Origin of the sequence: Trinickia sp. EG282A (genome assembly GCF_040965455.1) — a bacterium.
Classification (GTDB): Bacteria; Pseudomonadota; Gammaproteobacteria; order Burkholderiales; family Burkholderiaceae; genus Trinickia; species Trinickia symbiotica.
In genome coordinates this window covers 837,470-856,589 of sequence record NZ_JBFRCC010000002.1, presented here as the reverse complement: position 1 = coordinate 856,589, position 19,120 = coordinate 837,470, and the positions used below count along the sequence as shown (strand labels likewise).

General features: G+C 65.6%; 18 protein-coding genes. 7 read left to right on the top strand and 11 right to left on the bottom strand.

The window, feature by feature from the left end; all coding sequences use genetic code 11:
- Window positions 1-33 precede the first annotated feature (33 nt).
- The 8 genes from rbsK to AB4Y31_RS11755 form a co-directional block, all read right to left on the bottom strand.
- Window positions 34-978 carry a ribokinase gene (gene rbsK / locus AB4Y31_RS11790; protein ID WP_368674060.1) on the bottom strand — a complete coding sequence of 315 codons (945 nt, stop codon included), beginning with the start codon at window positions 976-978 and terminating at the stop codon, window positions 34-36.
- Window positions 975-1,460 carry an RbsD/FucU family protein gene (locus tag AB4Y31_RS11785; protein WP_368674059.1) on the bottom strand — a complete coding sequence of 162 codons (486 nt, stop codon included), beginning with the start codon at window positions 1,458-1,460 and terminating at the stop codon, window positions 975-977. The genes rbsK and AB4Y31_RS11785 overlap by 4 nt, the downstream gene beginning before the upstream one ends.
- Before the next feature lie 101 nt (window positions 1,461-1,561).
- A complete protein-coding gene (locus AB4Y31_RS11780; protein ID WP_368674058.1) occupies window positions 1,562-3,946 on the bottom strand; it encodes an aldehyde dehydrogenase family protein in 2,385 nt (794 codons plus the stop codon).
- A 15-nt stretch (window positions 3,947-3,961) separates the two neighbouring features.
- A complete protein-coding gene (gene deoC / locus AB4Y31_RS11775; RefSeq protein ID WP_368674057.1) occupies window positions 3,962-4,966 on the bottom strand; it encodes a deoxyribose-phosphate aldolase in 1,005 nt (334 codons plus the stop codon).
- 128 nt (window positions 4,967-5,094) lie between these two features.
- Window positions 5,095-6,678 carry an FGGY-family carbohydrate kinase gene (locus AB4Y31_RS11770; protein WP_368674056.1) on the bottom strand — a complete coding sequence of 528 codons (1,584 nt, stop codon included), beginning with the start codon at window positions 6,676-6,678 and terminating at the stop codon, window positions 5,095-5,097.
- Between the two features lie 204 nt (window positions 6,679-6,882).
- Window positions 6,883-7,470 (bottom strand): phosphonate degradation HD-domain oxygenase, encoded by a 588-nt coding sequence (locus AB4Y31_RS11765; RefSeq protein ID WP_368674055.1) that lies wholly within the window; start codon window positions 7,468-7,470, stop codon window positions 6,883-6,885.
- 199 nt (window positions 7,471-7,669) lie between these two features.
- A complete protein-coding gene (locus AB4Y31_RS11760) occupies window positions 7,670-7,822 on the bottom strand; it encodes a DUF6496 domain-containing protein (RefSeq protein WP_018443759.1) in 153 nt (50 codons plus the stop codon).
- Window positions 7,823-7,930: 108 nt separating this feature from the next.
- On the bottom strand, window positions 7,931-8,623 hold the full coding sequence (locus tag AB4Y31_RS11755; RefSeq protein ID WP_368674054.1) for a FadR/GntR family transcriptional regulator: 693 nt from the start codon (window positions 8,621-8,623) through the stop codon (window positions 7,931-7,933).
- A gap of 245 nt (window positions 8,624-8,868) precedes the next feature.
- Here AB4Y31_RS11755 and dgoD point away from each other — a divergent pair, with 245 nt between their 5' ends.
- Window positions 8,869-10,017, top strand: a complete 1,149-nt coding sequence (dgoD, locus tag AB4Y31_RS11750; protein ID WP_018443756.1) for a galactonate dehydratase — start codon at window positions 8,869-8,871, stop codon at window positions 10,015-10,017.
- A gap of 234 nt (window positions 10,018-10,251) precedes the next feature.
- Window positions 10,252-10,554: a hypothetical protein gene (locus AB4Y31_RS11745; protein ID WP_368674053.1), complete on the top strand. Its 303-nt coding sequence runs from the start codon at window positions 10,252-10,254 to the stop codon at window positions 10,552-10,554.
- Between the two features lie 83 nt (window positions 10,555-10,637).
- On the opposite strand, the gene AB4Y31_RS11740 is transcribed toward AB4Y31_RS11745, so the two are convergent.
- Window positions 10,638-11,555, bottom strand: a complete 918-nt coding sequence (locus AB4Y31_RS11740) for a copper resistance D family protein (protein ID WP_368674052.1) — start codon at window positions 11,553-11,555, stop codon at window positions 10,638-10,640.
- A 549-nt stretch (window positions 11,556-12,104) separates the two neighbouring features.
- Between AB4Y31_RS11740 and AB4Y31_RS11735 the strand changes: the two genes are divergently transcribed.
- The 3 genes from AB4Y31_RS11735 to AB4Y31_RS11725 all read left to right on the top strand — a co-directional run bounded on the left by AB4Y31_RS11735 (window position 12,105) and on the right by AB4Y31_RS11725 (window position 15,960).
- Window positions 12,105-12,836: a c-type cytochrome gene (locus AB4Y31_RS11735; protein WP_107152747.1), complete on the top strand. Its 732-nt coding sequence runs from the start codon at window positions 12,105-12,107 to the stop codon at window positions 12,834-12,836.
- A 20-nt stretch (window positions 12,837-12,856) separates the two neighbouring features.
- Window positions 12,857-14,152 carry a cytochrome c gene (locus AB4Y31_RS11730; RefSeq protein ID WP_018443751.1) on the top strand — a complete coding sequence of 432 codons (1,296 nt, stop codon included), beginning with the start codon at window positions 12,857-12,859 and terminating at the stop codon, window positions 14,150-14,152.
- A 107-nt stretch (window positions 14,153-14,259) separates the two neighbouring features.
- On the top strand, window positions 14,260-15,960 hold the full coding sequence (locus AB4Y31_RS11725) for a DEAD/DEAH box helicase (RefSeq protein WP_368674051.1): 1,701 nt from the start codon (window positions 14,260-14,262) through the stop codon (window positions 15,958-15,960).
- A gap of 12 nt (window positions 15,961-15,972) precedes the next feature.
- Here AB4Y31_RS11725 and AB4Y31_RS11720 read toward each other — a convergent pair whose 3' ends face one another.
- Complete coding sequence (locus AB4Y31_RS11720) at window positions 15,973-16,524, bottom strand: hypothetical protein (RefSeq protein WP_368674050.1); 552 nt, start codon at window positions 16,522-16,524, stop codon at window positions 15,973-15,975.
- An 18-nt stretch (window positions 16,525-16,542) separates the two neighbouring features.
- Window positions 16,543-17,373, bottom strand: a complete 831-nt coding sequence (locus AB4Y31_RS11715) for a ferritin-like domain-containing protein (RefSeq protein WP_018443748.1) — start codon at window positions 17,371-17,373, stop codon at window positions 16,543-16,545.
- A 418-nt stretch (window positions 17,374-17,791) separates the two neighbouring features.
- On the opposite strand from AB4Y31_RS11715, the gene AB4Y31_RS11710 reads away from it, so the two are divergent.
- Together AB4Y31_RS11710 and AB4Y31_RS11705 are read left to right on the top strand one after the other, a co-directional pair.
- Window positions 17,792-18,577 carry a DeoR/GlpR family DNA-binding transcription regulator gene (locus tag AB4Y31_RS11710; protein ID WP_018443747.1) on the top strand — a complete coding sequence of 262 codons (786 nt, stop codon included), beginning with the start codon at window positions 17,792-17,794 and terminating at the stop codon, window positions 18,575-18,577.
- A 285-nt stretch (window positions 18,578-18,862) separates the two neighbouring features.
- Window positions 18,863-19,060, top strand: coding sequence for a hypothetical protein (locus tag AB4Y31_RS11705; protein WP_026230241.1), 198 nt, complete (start codon window positions 18,863-18,865; stop codon window positions 19,058-19,060).
- Window positions 19,061-19,120: the final 60 nt, after the last annotated feature.

Sequence of the window (19,120 nt, the reverse complement as noted above, 5' to 3'; positions counted from 1 at the left end):
GCGACAATGGGCTCCTAATCGCAATCTCGGTTGTTACGCGCTTTCACGCATCGGCGCGGCGTTGCCGAGCAACGCTTGCACTTCGGCCAGACTCGGCATCGAAGGCGCGGTGCCCGCGCGCGTCACCGAGATGCCGGCGAGCGCACAGCCGAAGCGCACCGCTTCGAGGGGTTCGGCACCGCTCGCAAGCGCCGCCGCGAAGCCGCCCGTGAAGCCGTCCCCGGCGCCTGCCGTTTCGACGACCGTACCGCACCGGAACGCCGGCACGAGTACCGATTGCGAACGTGAATGCAGTAGCGCGCCGGCCTCGCCGAGCGTGACGATCGCCGCGCCCGCGCCTTTCGCCAGCAGGACGTCGGCCGCGCGCCGTGCATCGTCGGCGTCGCGGATTTCGATGCCCGTCAGCGCGGCCGCCTCGGTTTCGTTCGGCGTAATGTAGTCGCAAAGCGGAAAGATGTCGTCGGGAAGCGGCAGCGCGGGCGCCGGGTTCAGCACCGTGGCGATACCATGGCGGCGTGCGATCTCGAGACCTCGCCGTGCGGCCGCGACCGGCTGCTCGAGCTGCGTCACGAAGACCTGGGCGGCCGAGATGTCGGCTTCGATCGCGTCGGCGTCGCTCGCGTCCATCGTCGCGGCCGCGCCAGCCGCAACGATGATCGCGTTGCGGCCGGTTCCTTCCTCGACAAAGATGTGCGCGGCGCCCGTCGCCACACCGTCGAGGACCTTCGCGCGCGCCACGATGCCTTCGGCTTGCCAGGTCGAGCGGGCGATTTCGCCGAACGCGTCGTTGCCGAGCCGCGTGCAGAACACGACCTCGGCACCGGCGCGGGCCGCCGCCACGGCCTGATTGGAGCCCTTGCCGCCCGGACCGAGCGCGAAAGCCGAGCCGGCGATCGTCTCGCCGATGAGCGGCATGCGATTCGCGCGAAACGCGAGATCCGTGACGTAAATGCCGAGGATGACGACGCGCCCGCTCATTGTCCCCGCTCCGTCGTGCCGCCGCTCGGCGCATCGGGCGCGAGAATCACGCCCTTCGCGAAGATGAAGCAGCCATAGCCGCGCTGCTCGCCGGTAGCGATCACGCAATAGGCCTTGCGCGCACGGGCATAGAACGCGTGGCGCTCGATCGGCGCGAACGGCACGGCGCGCCCCTCGGCGGCATTCACTTCGGCCTGGGCCTCGCGCTGAACGATGGGCAGCGCGTTCGGGTCGCCCACCACTTCCATGCGCATCGCGGGCGCTTCGACGAACGTGTCGAGCGGCAGCAGCGAAAGAACGGCGCGCACGGCACGCGCGGAGTCGGCGCCGTCCATGCGCAGGAGCCGCCCGAGGGTGGTCGCGCGCGCGACCGAATCGGCCGGGAAGTTCGCGTCGCAGATGACGAGTTCGTCGCCATGTCCCATCGCGCTCAACGCATAGAGGATGTCGGGATTCAACAGCGGGTCGAGTTGTTTGAGCATATGTCTCCTCCATTTCGATGTTGTGCCGCTTTGCGCCAACGGCTGCCCGGGTCAGGTGCGTCGCCGGATCGAGTCTGTCTCGATCCGGCGAACGAAAGCGGTCAATCGCCGTACGGTATCCAAATGTTCTTGATTTGGGTAGCCTGACGTAAAAACGGCAGACCCTCGCTCGAGCGGTCGAACCAGTCGATTTGCCGTCCGTAGTCGACAAAAGTCCGCTTCAAATTGCCGACGGACTCGCGCTCGACGAGCGTCGACTCGTCGGCACGCCCGAAGCTCCATACCGCGTCGACGTCGTCGTGCTTCACGAGCGCGGGCAACAAAGCGCTCCGCGAGCCGGTGACGATATTGAGCGCCCCAGCTGGCACATCCGACGTTTCGACAACTTGATAAAAGTCGGTCGCCATCAGCGGGCAAGCCTCGCTCGGCAGCACCACGACACGATTGCCTAGCGCAAGCGCGGGCGCAACGAGCGAGACGAAAGCGAGAAGCGGCGCCTCGTCGGGACAGGCGATGCCGATCACGCCGACGGGCTCGTGCATCGCCAATGCGACGCCGCGCAGCGGCGGGGCGTGCACCGCGCCGTCGAACTTGTCGGCCCACGCCGCGTAGCTGAAAAGCCGCCCGATCGCCGCATCGACTTCGCGTTGCGCGTCGAGGGCGACCACGCCCGCGCGGCGCGCGAGCTGCCGAGTGAATTCATCGGCGCGCGCGGCAAGGTTCTCGGCGAGGTAGTAGAGCACCTGCGCGCGACCATGCGCGCTCGCCTGCGACCACTTGCCCGCCGCGCGCGCGGCGGCCACGGCATCGCGCACGTCCTTGCGGTTGCCGTCGCCGACTTCGCCGACGAGCTCGCCGCCCGGCGTATGGACGGCCCGCGAGTAGCCGCTGTCGGGCCGGACCTGCTTGCCGCCGATGAAAAGCTTGGCCGTCCTGTCGATTCTCTCGATGCGCGAACCGTCGTCGACATGACCGGCTTCATCGGCCCGCCGCGGCGTACGCAGCGGCAGCTTGCTCCATGCGTGCGGCTTCAGGTATTCGTAGACGCCCTCACGCCCGCCCTCGCGCCCGTAGCCCGATTCGCGATAGCCGCCGAACCCGACCGCCGCGTCGAAAAGATTCGTCGCGTTGACCCAGACTACGCCGCAGAGGAGTCGAGGGGCAATGTCGAGCGCGCGGCCAATCGTCTCGCTCCAGATGCTGGCCGCGAGCCCGTAGCGCGTGTTATTCGCGAGCGCGACCGCCTCCTCGGGTGTGCGAAAGCTCATCGCCACGAGTACCGGCCCGAAGATTTCCTCCTGCGCGAGCGTCGAGGCCGGCGCCACCTCGGTGACGAGCGTGGGCAGATAGAACGAGCCGCGCTCGGGCAGCGCGACTTCGCGCGGTTGCCAGATCGTGCAGCCTTCAGCCCGCCCCGTCTCGACGAGCGATTCGATGCGCGCGAGCTGCACGGGATCGACGATCGCGGCCATGTCGATGCCCTTGTCGAGCGAATGACCGACGCGCAGCGTCGCCATGCGGCGCTTCAGCTTCTCGATGAATTGCGCTTCGACGCCTTCCTGCACGAGCAGCCGCGAGCCCGCGCAACAGACTTGCCCCTGGTTGAACCAGATCGCGTCGACGACGCCCTCGACCGCCGAATCGAGATCCGCATCGTCGAAGACGATGAAAGGAGACTTGCCGCCGAGCTCGAGCGTGAGCGACTTGCCCGATCCCGCCGTTGCCGCACGGATCTGCCGGCCGACTTCCGTCGAGCCCGTGAACGCGATCTTGTCGACGCCCCGGTGATCGACGAGCGCCGCGCCGGTCCGGCCGTCGCCAGTCAAGATGTTGAGCACGCCATCGGGCAACCCCCCGCGCTGCGCGAGCTCGGCGAAGAGCAGCGCGGTAAGCGGCGTGTACTCGGCGGGCTTCAGTACGACGCAATTGCCGAGCGCGATGGCCGGCGCGATCTTCCACGCGAGCATCAGCAGCGGGAAGTTCCAGGGCACGATTTGCCCGATCACGCCGAGCGGCGCCCATTCGGGAAACTCGCTCTCCTGCAGCTGAGCCCACCCGGCGTGGTGAAGAAAGTGACGCGCGACGAGCGGCACATCGATGTCGCGCGTCTCGCGGATCGGCTTGCCGTTGTCGAGCGCCTCCAGCACCGCGAAGAGCCGGCTGTGCCGCTGAACCATCCGCGCGAGCGCGTAAAGATGCCGCGCACGCCCGGGGCCGCCAAGCGCATGCCACCCGGGCTGCGCCGCGCGCGCTGCCGCTACGGCCGCTTCGACGTCGGCGGCGTCGCCCTGCGCGACGCGCGTGAGCGTTTCGCCCGTGGCCGGCGCGATGACGTCGAAGAACGTCCCGGCGGCCGGCGCGCGCCGGGCGCCGCCGATGAAATGGCCGAATCCCTCGCCGTGACGCGCGAGCCACTCGCGCACAGGCTGGTCGTCCTCAGGGGCGGGACCGTACTCCATCGAAGAAAAATACTCGGCTACGCTCATCGGAAATCGGCTCGGTCAGGCTGCGGGGTGTCGGTGGAAAGCGGAGTAACGACCGCTCACGTGATGCTCGAGTTGCCGTTCGATATCGGCCAAAAGGCTCGAGGCGCCGATGCGAAAGAGCGCCGGCTCGAGCCACGGACGGCCGAGCTCTTCCTTCATCAGGATCTGGTAGGCAAGCGCGGCCTTCGCCGTGGAGACGCCGCCGGCCGGCTTGAAGCCGACCATCGCGCCCGTGCGCTCGCGATACTCGCGAATCGCGCGCACCATGACGAGCGACACGTCGAGCGTCGCGTTCACGCCTTCCTTGCCCGTCGAGGTCTTGATGAAGTCGGCGCCGGCCATCATGCAAACCATCGAACCTCTTGCGACGTTCGAAAGGGTGCGAATGTCGCCCGTGGCGAGGATCGCTTTCACGTGCGCCGGGCCGCAAGCCGCGCGAAAATCGCGCACCTCGTCGTAAAGCGCGCGCCAGTTGCCGGTCAGGATGTGCTCGCGCGTGACGACGATATCGATCTCCGCGGCACCGTCCGCCACCGATGCTTCGATTTCCTTCAGCTTCAGGGGATGCGGCGTCAGGCCGGCCGGGAAACCGGTCGAGACGGCCGCCACGGGTATGCCGCTGCCCGCCAGCGCATCGACCGCCGCGGCGACGAACCGGTGATAGACGCAGACCGCACCCGTCGTGATCGGCGCGCCGGCCATGCCTAGCGCCTCGAGAATGTCTTCGCGAACGGGCCGGCGCGCCTTCGCGCACAAGCGGCGCACGCGGCCTTCAGTGTCGTCGCCGTTCAGCGTCGTGAGATCGATGCAGGTGACGGCCTTCAGCAGCCAGGCCGCTTGCGCATCCTTCTTGACCGAGCGGCGCGTGCCGAGCGTGGCGGTGCGCCGCTCGACGGCCGAATGGTTGACGCGCAACGTATCGAACCATCCGGCGTCGAATGGAACGCCCGCGTTTCGCGCCGCGTGCACGAGCGGCGCCTGACGCAGCGCGACGACGGAGTTCGAGGGAGCTTCGGACATAGGAATGGGGGCCTCGATCGTGCGAAAAGCGCTCGCCGCTTTCGCAATGCGAGGGAAAGCCGAGCGCTAACTGGCACCCATCCTAGCGCAGCCGATATGATCGTGACAATAGGTTGTTACGATCATCTCTACCGATCGGTCTTGTCGGCGTCATCGGTACGCAATCGATGCATCGACGCCTGCAACGCGGGATAGAGCTCCTTGTAGACCTCGAACTGCCGCGCGTAGATCGCACGGCGGGCAGGGTCGGGGCGCGCATGCTCGCGCAGCGTCACCCAGCCGCGGGTCGCCGCCACCTCGTCGGCGAGCCCTGAGCCGATCGCCGCCAGCAGGGCCGCCCCCATCGCCGCCTCGACTTCCTGCTCGATCGTAAAGACCGGGTATCCGGTCACGTCGGCAATGATTTGCATCCAGAGATCCGAGTGGGCCGCGCCGCCGACGACGATGAGCCGTTCGTCGAGCGCGCCCGCGCCGCGCCGGCCTGCCTCGATGTTGTGTTGCAGCGCGAAGGCGACGCCTTCGAGCACGGCGCGATACAGATGAGCGCGCGTATGGACGAGATTGAGACCGACGAACGCGCCGCTCGCCTGCGCATCCCAGATCGGGCTGCGCTCGCCCATCAAGTACGGGAGAAACACCACGCCGCCGCAGCCCGCCGGCACCTCGGCGGCGGCGCGCTCCAGCAGCACATGAGCGTCGCCGGGGGCGAGGCTGCCGGCCTCCTTGGCGGCCTTGGCCGCTTCGACTTCGGCCTGGCAAAACTGATCGCGGTACCAGGCCACGCAGGCACCCGCGCAGCTCGCGCCGCCAAACACGTAGAGATCGCGGCGCCCGTTGACGACGTACGGCATGCTGACGAGCCCGTGCCGCGCGTCGACGCTTTGGTTGATATAGCCCCAACACATGCTTGTGCCGATCATCGCAACGTGTTGACCGGCGCGGGAGACGCCGGCGGCGAGCGTCGCGATGGCCGCGTCGACACCGCCCGCAACGATCGGCATGCCTGCTTCGAGACCGAGCTCGTCCGCCCATTGCGGAAGCACCCCGGCGACGACCTCGGACGACTCGACGAGCCGCTGCGGCAGCATGGCGGCTGGAATGCCGAGCATCGCGAGCGCTTCGTCGGACCAGCGGCGCGCGGCCACGTCGTAGATGCCGCCGATGTTGCCCGCTGAACTGTGGTCGACGGCGACCTCGCCGGTCAGCCGATAGGCGACGTAAGCGTTTGGCGGCAGGAAATAGCGCGTCTTGGCCCAGACGTCGGGCTTGTGCTCGCGCAGCCAAAGCATCTTCGTGAAGCCATAGTAGCTATCGACGCCATTGCCCGTGATCGCGAGAAGCCGCTCCATGTCGACGTTGCGGCGTACCCATTCGACTTCGGCTGTCGCGCGCCGATCCATCCAGATGAGGCACGGGTGAAGCGGACGCATTTCGTCGTCGACGGGAATGCCGGAGCCGCCATAGAGGCTGCTGATCGCGAGCGCCTTGATGTCGCGGGCCTCGACGTCCTTGGCGCGCGCGTCGCGCGTGCAGGACGCGATGCAGTTCACGACGGCATCGAACCATACGCTCGGCCATTGCTCGGCCCACAATGGCCGCGGGGTATCGGGCCGGTAGCTTTGCGCATGCTGCGCAATGATCGTTCCGTTCTCATCGGCGAGTATCGCCTTCGTGCTTTGCGTGCCGATATCGATGCCGATGACGTAGTTCATCACGTTGTCTCCGAGTGGTTGTATCTCGAGGCCGGCGACGGCTTCGCCGCGCGGACGGACTAGTGCGTTTATAGGCCGATGGCTTCGCGCGTGCAACCGCGGCGCGCGACTGCCTCGACCGATGCCGATCGGATAACGCTCGGAGAAGACGTCGCCGCTGGGGTAAGTGGCGGCGTCGGGGATGTCCAGCGTCGAGCGGCGGGCTCAGAAGGCGGTCGCGCCGGTCGAGGCTTGTTCGCCGTGCGCGGTTTTTATGACACGTGCAACCGCGGCGAGAAAATGCTCTAGGTCAGGAGTGACGATCGAGGCGTCCTTCGCGGCGTCGTCCCATTGCCGCAGACGGACGGCGTCGGACGCATACGGCTTGCGATAAAAGGCGTCGGCTTCTTCTCGGCTGAAAACGCCGCCCTGTAGTTCCAGGCTGCGCTTGGAGTCAGCCGAGAGCCGCTCGTAATAGCTGTCGTCGACAGCGCAGAGATAGCGCTTCGCATCGACATGGAGGCGGATCGGCTCGAGCACGCTGTCAGGCAACACGGGGCGCAGAAACGGCAGCGCGAAGTATTGGTGCATGTCGTCGATGCCGTGCTCGGTGGGCGTGTCGCCCTGCAGGTTCAGCAGATGACCGAGATCGTGCAGCAAAGCGGCCGCGACGAGCACGTCGCTTGCGTTCTCGCGCTCGGCGCACGTGGCGCACTGAAGCGCATGCTGAAGCTGCGTGACGGGTTCGCCGCTGTATGAAATGTCGCCGTGCTGTTGGAACAAGGCGCGAATATCGTCGAGTTGCAAAGCCACGGAACGGTCTCGTACTGAAAGAGTCAGCCGAAGAGCGGGACGTGCGTTCACGCCCCGCATTGTTCGAGCGCGATAACGTCCACGCTCGAGGTCCATAGCTTCGTCGGGTTCAGTGACGATTCCATGACGGGCAACTGGCAATCGACTCTCAGGTCACCGGCCATGGCCGTCCATCACACTTGCAATGGCTTTAGTCGCCCTACCGCTCGTGCTTCTTCGGAATCTTCGCGCCGTGCTTGCGCGCCTGGTTCAGCGCGATGGCAACGGACTGCTTTTGCGACTTGCCGTGTTTCATTTCGGTCTTGACGTTCTTCGAGACGTCCTCACGAGATGTACCTTTTCGCAGTGGCATGGTCCTCTCCTGTGGTAGTTGCGGACTCGTTCACCGTTAGTTCGGTGTACTGATGAATCGAGCAACCCTCATTCCAGGAGCCGCACGTGCCCGCCTCGACCCACTGCCTCACGCCTCGATGCGCCGCCTCGTCATGCCGAGCAGCCCGGCCATCGCCGCGCGCGCCGCCTCCACGTTGCGCGCGCGGATCGCGTCGAAAACGGCCGTGTGCTCGCCGAGCGCCGCGTTGAACACATCGGCGCGCTTCGCGTTGAGCCGCAACTGCGCCTCGAGCGTGCGCTCGATGACCGAGCCTAGCGGCATCAGAAGCTCGTTGCAGCTGGCGGCCAGGATCCCGAGGTGAAAGCGCAGATCCGCCCGCACCCACTCGTCGATGCTGCGCGCCGCCGCCATCGCCGCGTGCGCGTCGGCGAGCGCGCCCATCGCCTCGTCCGTTTGCGCACGCGCCGCAAGCGCGGCAGCGTAAGGTTCCACCATCTCGCGCATCTCCTGCAGCTTGAGCGCAAATTCGAGCGGCGGCGCCACCTGCGAGTACCACTCGAGCAAGTCCGCGTCGAGCAGGTTCCAGGCGTGGCGCGGCCGCACGCGCGTGCCGACCTTCGGCCGCGACTCGACAAGCCCCTTCGATGTCAGCGTGCGCAGCGCCTCGCGCAACACCGTGCGGCTGACGCCGAATGTATCCATCAACTCGGCTTCGCGCGGCAGCGTCGATGCCGGTGCGTAGTCGCCGCGCAGAATGCCGGTCGCAAGCAGGTAGGCGACGCGCCCATGCAGATCGCGCTGAATGATCGTTCTCCCCAAATGTGTGGTCTCGTGGATGCCGACGCTTTCCTTTCAATCCGCGCCGACGACGGCGATTATCGCGACATGCAGGAAAAGCGCAACCCCGCGTCAGATAAGGATGAGTAGTACTATTAATACTACTTCATAACGACTTCGTGTACCATTCGTCTCCAACCGCAGTCGCCTCTGAGCAATCGCAAAGTCGGCACCGGGGATACCGCCAATCGTCATAGCAATCGTTGGAGACAGGAGAACCCTCCCCCATGAAGATCACGAAGCTCGAAACTTTCGTCGTCCCGCCGCGCTGGCTCTTCCTCAAGATTGAGACCGACGAGGGCATCGTCGGCTGGGGCGAGCCCGTCGTCGAGGGCCGCGCGCATACGGTCGAAACCGCCGTCCAAGAGCTCGCCGACTATCTGATCGGCAAAGATCCGCTCGCCATCGAAGACCACTGGCAGGTGATGTACCGGGCCGGCTTCTATCGCGGCGGTCCGATCTCGATGAGCGCGATCGCCGGCATCGACCAGGCGCTATGGGATATCAAGGGCAAGCACCACGGCGTACCGGTGCATGCGCTGCTCGGCGGGCAGGTTCGCGATCGGATCAAGGTCTACTCATGGATCGGCGGCGACCGCCCGAGCGACGTCGCGAACAACGCGCGCGCGGTCGTCGAGCGCGGCTTCAAGGCGCTCAAGATGAACGGCTCCGAGGAAGTCCAGATCGTCGATACCTACGACAAAGTCGAGCGCGTCATCGCGAACGTCGCCGCCGTGCGCGAGGCCGTTGGCCCGCACGTCGGCATCGGCGTGGATTTCCACGGCCGCATTCACAAGCCGATGGCCAAGGTGCTCGCGAAGGAGCTCGATCCGTACAAGCTGCTCTTCATCGAAGAGCCGGTGCTTTCCGAGAACGCGGAAGCGTTGCGCGACATCGTCAACCAGACCAACACGCCGATCGCGCTCGGCGAGCGGCTCTATTCGCGCTGGGACTTCAAGAACATCCTCGCGGGAGGTTACGTCGACATCCTGCAGCCCGACGCCTCGCATGCCGGCGGCATCAGCGAATGCCGCAAAATCGCGACGATGGCCGAAGCCTATGACGTCGCCATCGCGCTGCATTGCCCGCTCGGACCGATCGCGCTCGCGGCTTGCCTGCAGATCGACGCGGTCAGCTACAACGCGTTCATCCAGGAACAAAGCCTCGGCATTCACTACAACCAGGGCAACGACCTCCTCGACTACATCCGCAACCCGGAGGTCTTCAAATACGAAGACGGCTTTGTATCGATCCCGCAAGGGCCGGGGCTCGGCATCGAAGTCGACGAAGCGAAGGTGCGCGAAATGGCGAAGGTCGGTCATCGCTGGCGCAATCCGGTCTGGCGCCACGAGGACGGCAGCGTCGCCGAGTGGTAATCGAAAAGCCGTCACCGTGCAGCCGTAACACGTAACGCGAAGGACGTAACGCCGCGGGCAATCCTGGTCGAACCGGTCGCCCGCCGAGCGTTGCGCGAATCGCGCGTCTTCCCGCAACGCCTCGCCCCATCAGGCAGCGCGCCTTCGAGCGCACCCCTCCGCATCCGCGGTACCCGACCTGGCCTGCGTTTTGCAAAGTGTCACCGCAAAACGACCAATCAGGGAGAGGCCGCCATGGCGGAGTATCTGCCGGACTATTTGATCCGGGAACAAATGGCGGTGGGCGCGCTCGTGATCTTCGGCGTGCTGCGCGTGCTGGCCGCGGCGTTTGCGGTACGCCGCGGCTGGCATGTCGCTTTGGTCGACAAGGCCGGCATCGCCGCGGCCGTTCTTTATTGCGCCCCGCAGATCGTCGATCTGCTCTCGCATGCGTACCTCGTACCGGCAGCGACCGCCGAGCTCGAAGGCAAAGTCATCGGCTGCGCGATCGCGCTGTTTTGCGCGCCGATCGTGAGCCACAAGCTGGGTTACGAATAGGCGCCAAGCAGGCGCGACCGCAACCTTCCGGCGGGCGCCGCGCCGCCATCGTGGACGACCGCCGCCGCAGCCGGGTTTCGGCTTCATGCAGGCGGCGTAAGCGCAAGCACCGCCGCCGCGATGAACACCCCCAGTATCACGAACGCCTCGAGATGCAGCACATTGTTGAACGTGTGCGCATCGGCCGTCGACGCGGAGCGGCGCAAGCGCGGCAACACCGAGATCCGGTTGAGCCCGCCGAGCACGATGGCGAATAACACGAGGGCGGCCTTGAGCGCCAACACATGGCCCCAGGTGCTCGTGCGCAGCGCGGTGAGCGTGCCGCCGAGGCCGCGCTCGGCGCTGACGAGGCCGGTCGCAGCGACGACGACGAGCGCGACGAGCGAAGTCGTCGACACAAAACCGGCCACGCGGATCAAGGCGCCGCGCGTCGGCGACGCGTCGAGCGCGGGCAGGACCACGAAGCCGCCGGCCAACACGAGCCCGCCCCACACCGCCGTCGACAGCACGTGCAAGACTTGCGTCGCCGCCGCGAACGAGAGCGCACCCGCATCGGCCGCATGGCCGAGCAGCGCGGCACCGGATGCGCAAGCCAGCGCCGCGAGCCCCATTGCGAATCGGCCGAGCGGCCCGCCGCGATACATGCAAGCCGCGACCACGAGCACGGCCGCCCCGCCGAACGCCACGCACCAGGCGTGGCCGACGTGCGTCTTCACGAGCACGTCGGGCAGGTAGGCCACGCCGTCGACCAACCCCGCGCCGCTCATCGAGGCAGCCTCGTAGACCAGCCAGCCGCCGTCGGCGAGCACGAGGACGAACGCGGCGGCGACGATGGACGAGCGTGCCCGATGCCAGGCCGAATGCGATGACGCATTGCGCACCCCGGCGCCATCCCCCGCCAGCCACCGCTCGAAAAGCACCGAGCCGACGACGAACGCAAAAGCGATATTCATCAATGCGGCCAGCGTGGCCTGCCCGATCAGCAATCCGTCGAGATTCATCGGTCGGCGCGCCCCGCGAAGGTCGGTGATAGGCGAACGGCGTCTGCATGCGACAGCATGCCGCAGGGCACGCGGGAGGACTGACGAACAAGCTTCATGAGCGGCCAATCGAAAGAAAAACGACAGGAAGACGAAAAGCGCGGAGGCGTCGCGCATGCCGCGACACTCGCCTCGCGCGCCAGGCGAGAGTGTACGCTGTCGGCAGACCTCGGCCGACGACGTGAGTTCACGGACGATCCATTGCGAATGAAGCACGCATCGGCTTTGATACCAATACGATGCGCAGGCAGCCCTCAACCCATCCCGCATGAGCCCTGCGCACGGCTCCGACGCGGCAAATTGTCGCGGGAACGCGTCGTGCGCGATCGCGGCCATGCGCAACGAATAGCTCGTGACCGGCATCGATGTTAGAATGCTGCGTCGCAACGCCGCAGCACGCCGGCCGGAAGGTGACCCGCACCGTAGGCACCGAGCCCACATCCGGCAGTCACGAGCCAATCACAGAGAACCACCGGGCCGATCGAAGTCCGGCAGGTCCCACGAATAACGATGGAGTTACGCGTGTCTTCAAGACGCATTTTCCGCCCGCTACTCGCCCTTCTGCTGATTGGCGGTATCGGTCTCTCGATCAGTGCGCAAGCGCAGACGCAGCCCCAAGCCCCCGATACGATGGAACAGCGCGTGCAGGGTTGCACGGCGTGCCACGGCAGTCACGGGCAGGGCACCGATAATGACTACTTCCCGCGTCTGGCGGGCAAACCGGCCGAGTACCTGTTCAACCAGCTCCAGAATTTCCGCGAGGGCCGGCGCAAGTATCCGCCGATGAACTACCTCGTCACGTACCTTTCGGACGACTACCTGCACCAGATCGCGGATTACTTCTCCAAGCAGCGTCCGCCCTACCCGGATCCGTCGAAGCCGACCGTCTCGGCCGATACGCTCGCGCGCGGCAAGCAGATCGTCTTGAACGGCGATCCGTCGAAAAACGTCCCTGCCTGCGCGGCCTGCCACGGCAAGGCGCTGACGGGCATGGAGCCGGCCATCCCGGGTCTCGTCGGTCTGCATCAGGACTACATCAGCGCGCAACTGGGCGCCTGGCGTTCGGGCACGCGTCACGCGAAAGCGCCCGACTGCATGCATGAAATCGCGACGCGCCTGACCGACGACGACGTCAACGCCGTCGCGGCCTGGCTCGCGACGCAGCGCGCTCCCCAAAACCCCGTTCCGGCTCCGGCCCGCTCGATGAAGACTCCGCTTGCCTGCGGCAGCGAACCGCAATAAGCGCGAGGAGAGACATAAACATGAAACGCAAGTCCCTGTTCGCCCTCACGGCCGTCGTCGTCGCGGCCGCGGCGCTCGGCTCCGTCCTCTGGTCGGGCGGCGATAACCTGCACAACGGCGCGGCTGTCGCGGCCACGCCGGCCGATCAGGCCGCGCTCGTCAAGCGCGGCGAATACCTCGCCCGCGCCGGCGACTGTATCGCTTGTCACACCGTGCGCGGCGGCCAGCAATTCGCCGGCGGCCTGCCGATGGCGACACCGTTCGGCACGCTCTACACACCCAACATCACCCCGGACGATCAATACGGTATCGGCAAGTGGTCGGCCGACGATTTCTATCGCGCCCTGCACACGGGCCGCTCGAAGGACGGCAGCCTGCTCTATCCGGCGTTCCCGTTCGCGAGCTACACGAAGGTGACGCGCGCCGATTCCGACGCGATCTACGCGTACCTGCGCACGGTTCCGCCGGCGGAAGTGCCGAGCCGCCCGCATGAGCTGCGCTTCCCGTTCAACAACCGCAATCTGCTGATCGGCTGGCGCACGCTCTTCTTCCGTGAAGGCGAGTACAAGGACGATCCGACCAAATCGGTCGAATGGAACCGCGGCGCTTACCTCGTCGAGGGTCTCGGGCACTGCACGATGTGCCATACGTCGATCAACATGATGGGCGGCCCGGTCAACTCGGCGGCATTCGCGGGCGGGCTGATCCCGCTGCAGAACTGGTATGCGCCGTCGCTCACGTCGAACAAGGAAGCGGGTCTCGGCGATTGGGACATCAAGGACATCGCCAGCCTGCTCAAGACCGGTGTCTCCGAGCGCGGCGCCGTGTTCGGGCCAATGGCCGAGGTCGTCCACAACAGCCTGCAGTATCTGTCGGACGACGATGTCCGCGCGATGGCGACGTACCTGAAGACGATCCCGCAGAAGAGCGAAGCGCCCGAGACGATGCAGTACGAGACGTCTCAGAAGTTCGGCAGCGAGCTGCTCGACCAGGGCCAGAAGATCTACAAAGACAACTGCGCGAAGTGCCACGCCGACAACGGCCTCGGCAAGCCGCCGGCATACCCGCCGCTCGCGAACAACCAGTCGATCCAGATGCCTTCGGCCGTGAACCCGATCCGCATGGTGCTGAACGGCGGCTATCCGCCGAGCACGGGTGGCAATCCGAAGCCGTACGGCATGCCGCCGTTCGCTCAGGCTCTGTCGAACCAGGAAGTCGCGGCTGTGGTCACGTATATCCGTATGTCGTGGGGCAACCACGGCACGCCGGTCTCGCCGCAACAAGTGAGCGACCTGCGCTCCGCACCGCTCGATTGAGCCCATGATGCGCGAGGGCGCGGCCACGCGGGCAACCGCGGCCGCGCCCTCGCCTTTTTGGCGATGACGCGTCAGTCACGCGTCGCGCCTCTCGTAAAGATAACGTTATGTCATTCGATTCCCTCGGCCTGTCCGAACCAGTAGTACGGGCCGTTCATGAGCTCGGCTACACGTCGCCGACGCCAATACAAAAGCAGGCGATTCCCGCCGTTCTCGAAGGCGGCGATCTGCTCGCCGGCGCGCAGACCGGCACGGGCAAAACGGCCGGCTTCACGCTGCCGATCCTCGAGCGTCTCTCCCGCTCGTCCACCGGTCACGAGAGCGGCGCGCGAGCGGCCCGTCCGGTGCGCGCACTGATCCTCACGCCGACGCGCGAGCTGGCCGCGCAAGTGGAAGCCAGCGTACGCGCCTATGGCAAATACCTGAAGCTCAAGTCGACGGTGCTCTTCGGCGGCGTGGGCATCAATCCGCAGATCGAGGCGCTGAAGCGCGGCGTCGATCTTGTCGTCGCGACGCCCGGCCGGCTGCTCGATCACATGCAGCAAAAGACGATCGACGTGTCGCGGCTCGAAATCCTCGTGCTCGACGAGGCCGACCGCATGCTCGACATGGGCTTCATTCACGACATCAAGCGCGTGCTCGCTCAGTTGCCGAAGAAGCGCCAGAACCTGCTGTTCTCTGCCACGTTCTCCGACGAGATCAAGGCGCTGGCCGACAGTCTGCTCCAAGCGCCCGCGCTGATCGAGGTGGCCCGCCGTAATACGACGGCCGAGCTCGTCACGCAAACGATCTACCCCGTCGATCGCGAACGCAAGCGGGAGCTGCTCACGCATCTAATCAAAACGCGCAACTGGTTTCAGGTCCTCGTGTTTACGCGCACGAAGCACGGCGCGAACCGACTCGCCGAGCAGTTGACGAAGGATGGCGTGAGCGCGCTCGCCATTCACGGCAACAAAAGCCAGTCCGCGCGCACCCGTGCGCTTGCCGAATTCAAGGATGGCACGCTGCAAGTGCTCGTCGCTACGGATATCGCCGCGCGCGGCATCGATATCGATCAACTTCCCCACGTCGTCAACTTCGATCTGCCGAACGTGCCCGAGGACTATGTGCACCGGATCGGCCGCACGGGCCGCGCAGGCGCCACGGGCGAGGCGGTTTCACTCGTTTGCGTCGACGAGCGGCAATTGCTGAAGGACATCGAAAAGCTGATCAAGCGCGCGGTGCCGCAGGAAGTGATCCCAGGCTTCGAGCCCGATCCGACCGCCAAACCGGAGCCGATCCAGCCGCGTCGCAACCAAGGCGGCACGAATCGTCAGCCGCGCTCGGACCAAAGCCGGCCGCAACCGGCGGCGCGCGAGAAAGAGCCAGCAAGCGGTCGTGCCGCGCCGCGCGCCGAAACTCGCGGCGGGCAGACGAGCGATGCCAACCGTGTCGATACCAAGCGGGTCGATGCAAAGCGGGGCGACACCAAGCGCTCGGACCCGAAGCGTGCTGACGCGACGCGCCCCGATTCGACGCGCCCGGACGCCAAGCGCGCGGACCCGAAGCGTGCTGATGCGAAGCGCCCCGATTCGACGCGCCCGGACGCCAAGCGGCCGGATGCAAAGCGCGGCGCCGAAAGCGACAAGCATGGTCGCGGCCCCGCTCGCAGCGGGAACCCGAATGCAGCGCCGGGCACCGATACGCGCAAACCCGACGGTCGCAATAAGAGGCAGGAGATGGAACCACGCGGACGAGGCCAGCGTGCAAGCAATCCTGGCGCACTGCTCGGCGGCCGGTCGCGGCCTTCAGCCGCCAGCGGCGACTAACCGCAACCGCCATCAATCGCCGCTCGCTCCCCGCGCGGCTCGTCGGTTTTGCGCCGCGAGCCGCAGGCGATCGACCTGGCTCCGCCAACGGTCGAGCACGGCATTGCGGCTTTCGTCGGCGAGCTCGAAAGCGATTCCGCCCGTGAGCCGCGCATAGGCGACGCGCTGCAGCTCCCCCGTATCGATCGACGCTTTAAAACAAGCCAGCTCGCCGTCGTCGGGCAGGATGTCGACGTTCAATTGCACCTGATAAAACGCCGAATCGTGAACGAACGTCAGCGCGGCGCGAGCAGAGCCCTTCGTCGCCTGCTCGGTCAGCGCGCGTGCGGCGCGCGCACCCGGCCATAGCGAAAACGAAAGCGTCCGCGCATCCGGCGCATAGAGCTCGCCGAGGCTCAGGAGCGAGGTGCGCAGGTGCCCGTTCGCATCGACCGTCACGAGCGATGCCGTAAAGCCGGTCTCACGGGCGAGCGCCGTCCCGTCGAACAACGCGCGCAACTCGGACGGCCATTCGTCGAAGACTTGCGACTCGAGTGCACGCGCTCGAGAGGAAGGATCGCTCATCTGCGTGCTCCGGACACCCTATCGAAAAAACACATGCTGCGTGATTTTCGCAAGCGGGTAGTGGACGCCGGGCTGAATGCGCGCGGGAAGGTCGAGCGGCTTCAGCAGCATCTTCACACACATTTCAGCCGACAGATTGCGACGCACGAGCGCGTTGATGCGCGCGGCGCGCTCGCGGTTGTAAGCCGTATCGTGCACGCGCTCGGGGTAGCGGATCGCAAAAACGTGCCGCAATGCGATCTCGGAATCCTCGCTCTTGATCTCCATCACACGGCGCATCAACGCGCCAAGGACGGCCAGCCGGCCGTTGCCTTCGACCTTGTTGTACTTCTTGAAGTATTTGAAGAAGTGCTTGTAATGGCGGACTTCGTCGGTCCGGATGTTGTCGGTGATCTCCTTCAGCACAGGCTCATCCGAGCACTCGTTGATCGCGCGGTAAAGCGTGGCCGTGCCCGTCTCGACGACGCAGCGCGCCACCATCTCGAGCGCGCGCGTCTTCTCGAACTCTTCGACCGAGCAGGTCCGCGAGTATTCGTCGAAGAAGTTGCGAAAGGCAGTGTCCCAGTCGAATTCGGGCCAAACGTACGCGATGTAGGCCTTGAGGGCGCGCCCGTGCTGCAGCTCCTCGGGCTCCCACTGATGGTTGAGCCAGGCCGAGACTTCCGGATCGTCGTCGAAGTAGGACGTGAGGTTGCTCGTGTACAGATCGGAACCGCTTTCAATGAACGAAGCCGCGCACAAAAGCAGCAGCAAGTCTTCGTTCGCGGCCGCGCGTTGGCGGTCGATCCGGGTCAAATCGATGTCCTCGATGCGCCAGGGCATCACATGCGTGGAGTCCGTATACGTCATTGCATTGAGCTCCCAAAGCCGCGTCCCATGGGGTCCGCCGCGCGCCGGTCAACTCGCGCGAATACCCAATCGAGAGATTTCCCAAGACGTATTTCAGGCAAGCCTCGGGCCCGCCTATGCGTGCAGGAAATCCAATGCGGCGCTTCAGTTAATTAAACCTTATGCCGGCATGTTAGCCGGAGTTGGACGAAAGTGCTTCGGCACACTCCAATGACCGCCGAAGCGTATCGCCGGTTCCGGCCCTGATCACCTCGATCGGCCGGCGATGGGTGCATACGTCTTTCGGCGTATTACGAAAGAGAGAGCGCAGCGTCGCCCCGCGCGCTCGCCCTTTGACGCTCGCCCTTTGACGCTCGCCCTGGAACGCGCTCGTCTTACAATACGCACCTCAATTTGCCCAATGCGAACGCCGCCCACCATGACCCGAGACCCCCGCCTGAGCCTCAATGCGCGCCAACAGGAACTGCTCGAATGGGTCCAGCGCGACGGCTTCGTCACCGTGGAGGATCTAGCCTCGCATTTCGATGTGACGCCGCAGACGATTCGCCGCGACGTCAACTGGCTCGCGGACATGAATCTCTTGCGCCGCTACCACGGCGGCGCAAGCCTGCCGACGAGCTCGGAAAACGTCTCCTACACGGCCCGTCAGCGAATGTTCCATGACGAAAAGCGCCGCATCGCAGCGCTCGTCGCCACCCATATCCCCGATCAGGCATCGCTTTTCATCAACCTCGGCACGACCACCGAGGAAGTCGCGCGCGCACTGAACCGTCACCGCGGATTGCGCGTCATCACGAACAACCTCAACGTCGCCAACATGATGAGCGGCTACCCGGAATGCGAGGTGCTCGTCACCGGAGGCATCGTGAGACCCTGGGACAAGGGGATCGTCGGCGAGCTCGCCATCGATTTCATTCGCCAGTTCAAGGTCGACTTCGCGATCATCGGCACCTCGAGCATCGAGACCGATGGGACGCTGCGCGATTTCGACACGCGCGAGGTTCGCGTGGCCGAGGCCATCATCGAACACGCGCGCACGGTATTCCTGGCCGCCGACCACTCGAAATTCGGCCGCCCCGCGCTCGTCCGGCAGGGTCACCTGAACCAGGTCGACGCACTTTTCACCGATGGGCCGGTCCCGCCGGAAATGGACGAGGCGATCAAAGCCGCCGGCACCCAGGTATATATCGCCGAGCCGCAGTGAGCGGCGCGCGCCTCCGCTTATCATGCTGCGGCGCACGCGAAACTTGAAGTACTTTCGCGAAATCGCCACGGACGGCAGACCGCTTTGGCCCCGATCAATTGTCAAACGGAAAATTATCAGGGGACGATTTGGATAAGGCACTCCCCTTGACTACACTGCAGTTCCCCGGCGCATGACCGCGTTCAAGCGCCGCGATGTCTCCCTCTTCCGCCAAGGTTGAGTTCGACGGTAACCGCAAACGCGGCCGCCGCGGCAATTCGATTGCCCATGCATGGAGAGAACGAAATGCTGAGTCCGCATGAATTCGCTACGTTGCTACTCGTGAAGGATGCCCCGAACCAAGTCGATATGGACCGAGAAGAACTCGATGCACTCCTCGAGCATCAACTCGTGCGTCTCGAGAGCCTCGCCTCGGGCCACCGCGAATTGCGCCTGACCGAATCGGGCGATTCTGCGGTCAAAGCAATCAAACGCCTGTCGTAGGTTCCACCGGTTTCACCCGCTTTCGAAGCCTTGCGGCGCACCGCGCCGAAAGGCGGGCTT

What these genes read in the sequence shown, in the direction of transcription:
- AB4Y31_RS11735 (WP_107152747.1), top strand. Translation starts at nt 12,105, where the DNA reads ATGGAGTTACGCGTGTCTTCAAGACGCATTTTCCGCCCGCTACTCGCC.
- AB4Y31_RS11720 (WP_368674050.1), bottom strand. Translation starts at nt 16,524, where the DNA reads ATGAGCGATCCTTCCTCTCGAGCGCGTGCACTCGAGTCGCAAGTCTTC.
- AB4Y31_RS11770 (WP_368674056.1), bottom strand. Translation starts at nt 6,678, where the DNA reads ATGAACTACGTCATCGGCATCGATATCGGCACGCAAAGCACGAAGGCG.
- AB4Y31_RS11710 (WP_018443747.1), top strand. Translation starts at nt 17,792, where the DNA reads ATGACCCGAGACCCCCGCCTGAGCCTCAATGCGCGCCAACAGGAACTG.
- dgoD (WP_018443756.1), top strand. Translation starts at nt 8,869, where the DNA reads ATGAAGATCACGAAGCTCGAAACTTTCGTCGTCCCGCCGCGCTGGCTC.
- AB4Y31_RS11705 (WP_026230241.1), top strand. Translation starts at nt 18,863, where the DNA reads ATGCTGAGTCCGCATGAATTCGCTACGTTGCTACTCGTGAAGGATGCC.
- AB4Y31_RS11740 (WP_368674052.1), bottom strand. Translation starts at nt 11,555, where the DNA reads ATGAATCTCGACGGATTGCTGATCGGGCAGGCCACGCTGGCCGCATTG.
- rbsK (WP_368674060.1), bottom strand. Translation starts at nt 978, where the DNA reads ATGAGCGGGCGCGTCGTCATCCTCGGCATTTACGTCACGGATCTCGCG.
- AB4Y31_RS11725 (WP_368674051.1), top strand. Translation starts at nt 14,260, where the DNA reads ATGTCATTCGATTCCCTCGGCCTGTCCGAACCAGTAGTACGGGCCGTT.
- deoC (WP_368674057.1), bottom strand. Translation starts at nt 4,966, where the DNA reads ATGTCCGAAGCTCCCTCGAACTCCGTCGTCGCGCTGCGTCAGGCGCCG.
- AB4Y31_RS11715 (WP_018443748.1), bottom strand. Translation starts at nt 17,373, where the DNA reads ATGACGTATACGGACTCCACGCATGTGATGCCCTGGCGCATCGAGGAC.
- AB4Y31_RS11780 (WP_368674058.1), bottom strand. Translation starts at nt 3,946, where the DNA reads ATGAGCGTAGCCGAGTATTTTTCTTCGATGGAGTACGGTCCCGCCCCT.
- AB4Y31_RS11760 (WP_018443759.1), bottom strand. Translation starts at nt 7,822, where the DNA reads ATGCCACTGCGAAAAGGTACATCTCGTGAGGACGTCTCGAAGAACGTC.
- AB4Y31_RS11730 (WP_018443751.1), top strand. Translation starts at nt 12,857, where the DNA reads ATGAAACGCAAGTCCCTGTTCGCCCTCACGGCCGTCGTCGTCGCGGCC.
- AB4Y31_RS11785 (WP_368674059.1), bottom strand. Translation starts at nt 1,460, where the DNA reads ATGCTCAAACAACTCGACCCGCTGTTGAATCCCGACATCCTCTATGCG.
- AB4Y31_RS11745 (WP_368674053.1), top strand. Translation starts at nt 10,252, where the DNA reads ATGGCGGAGTATCTGCCGGACTATTTGATCCGGGAACAAATGGCGGTG.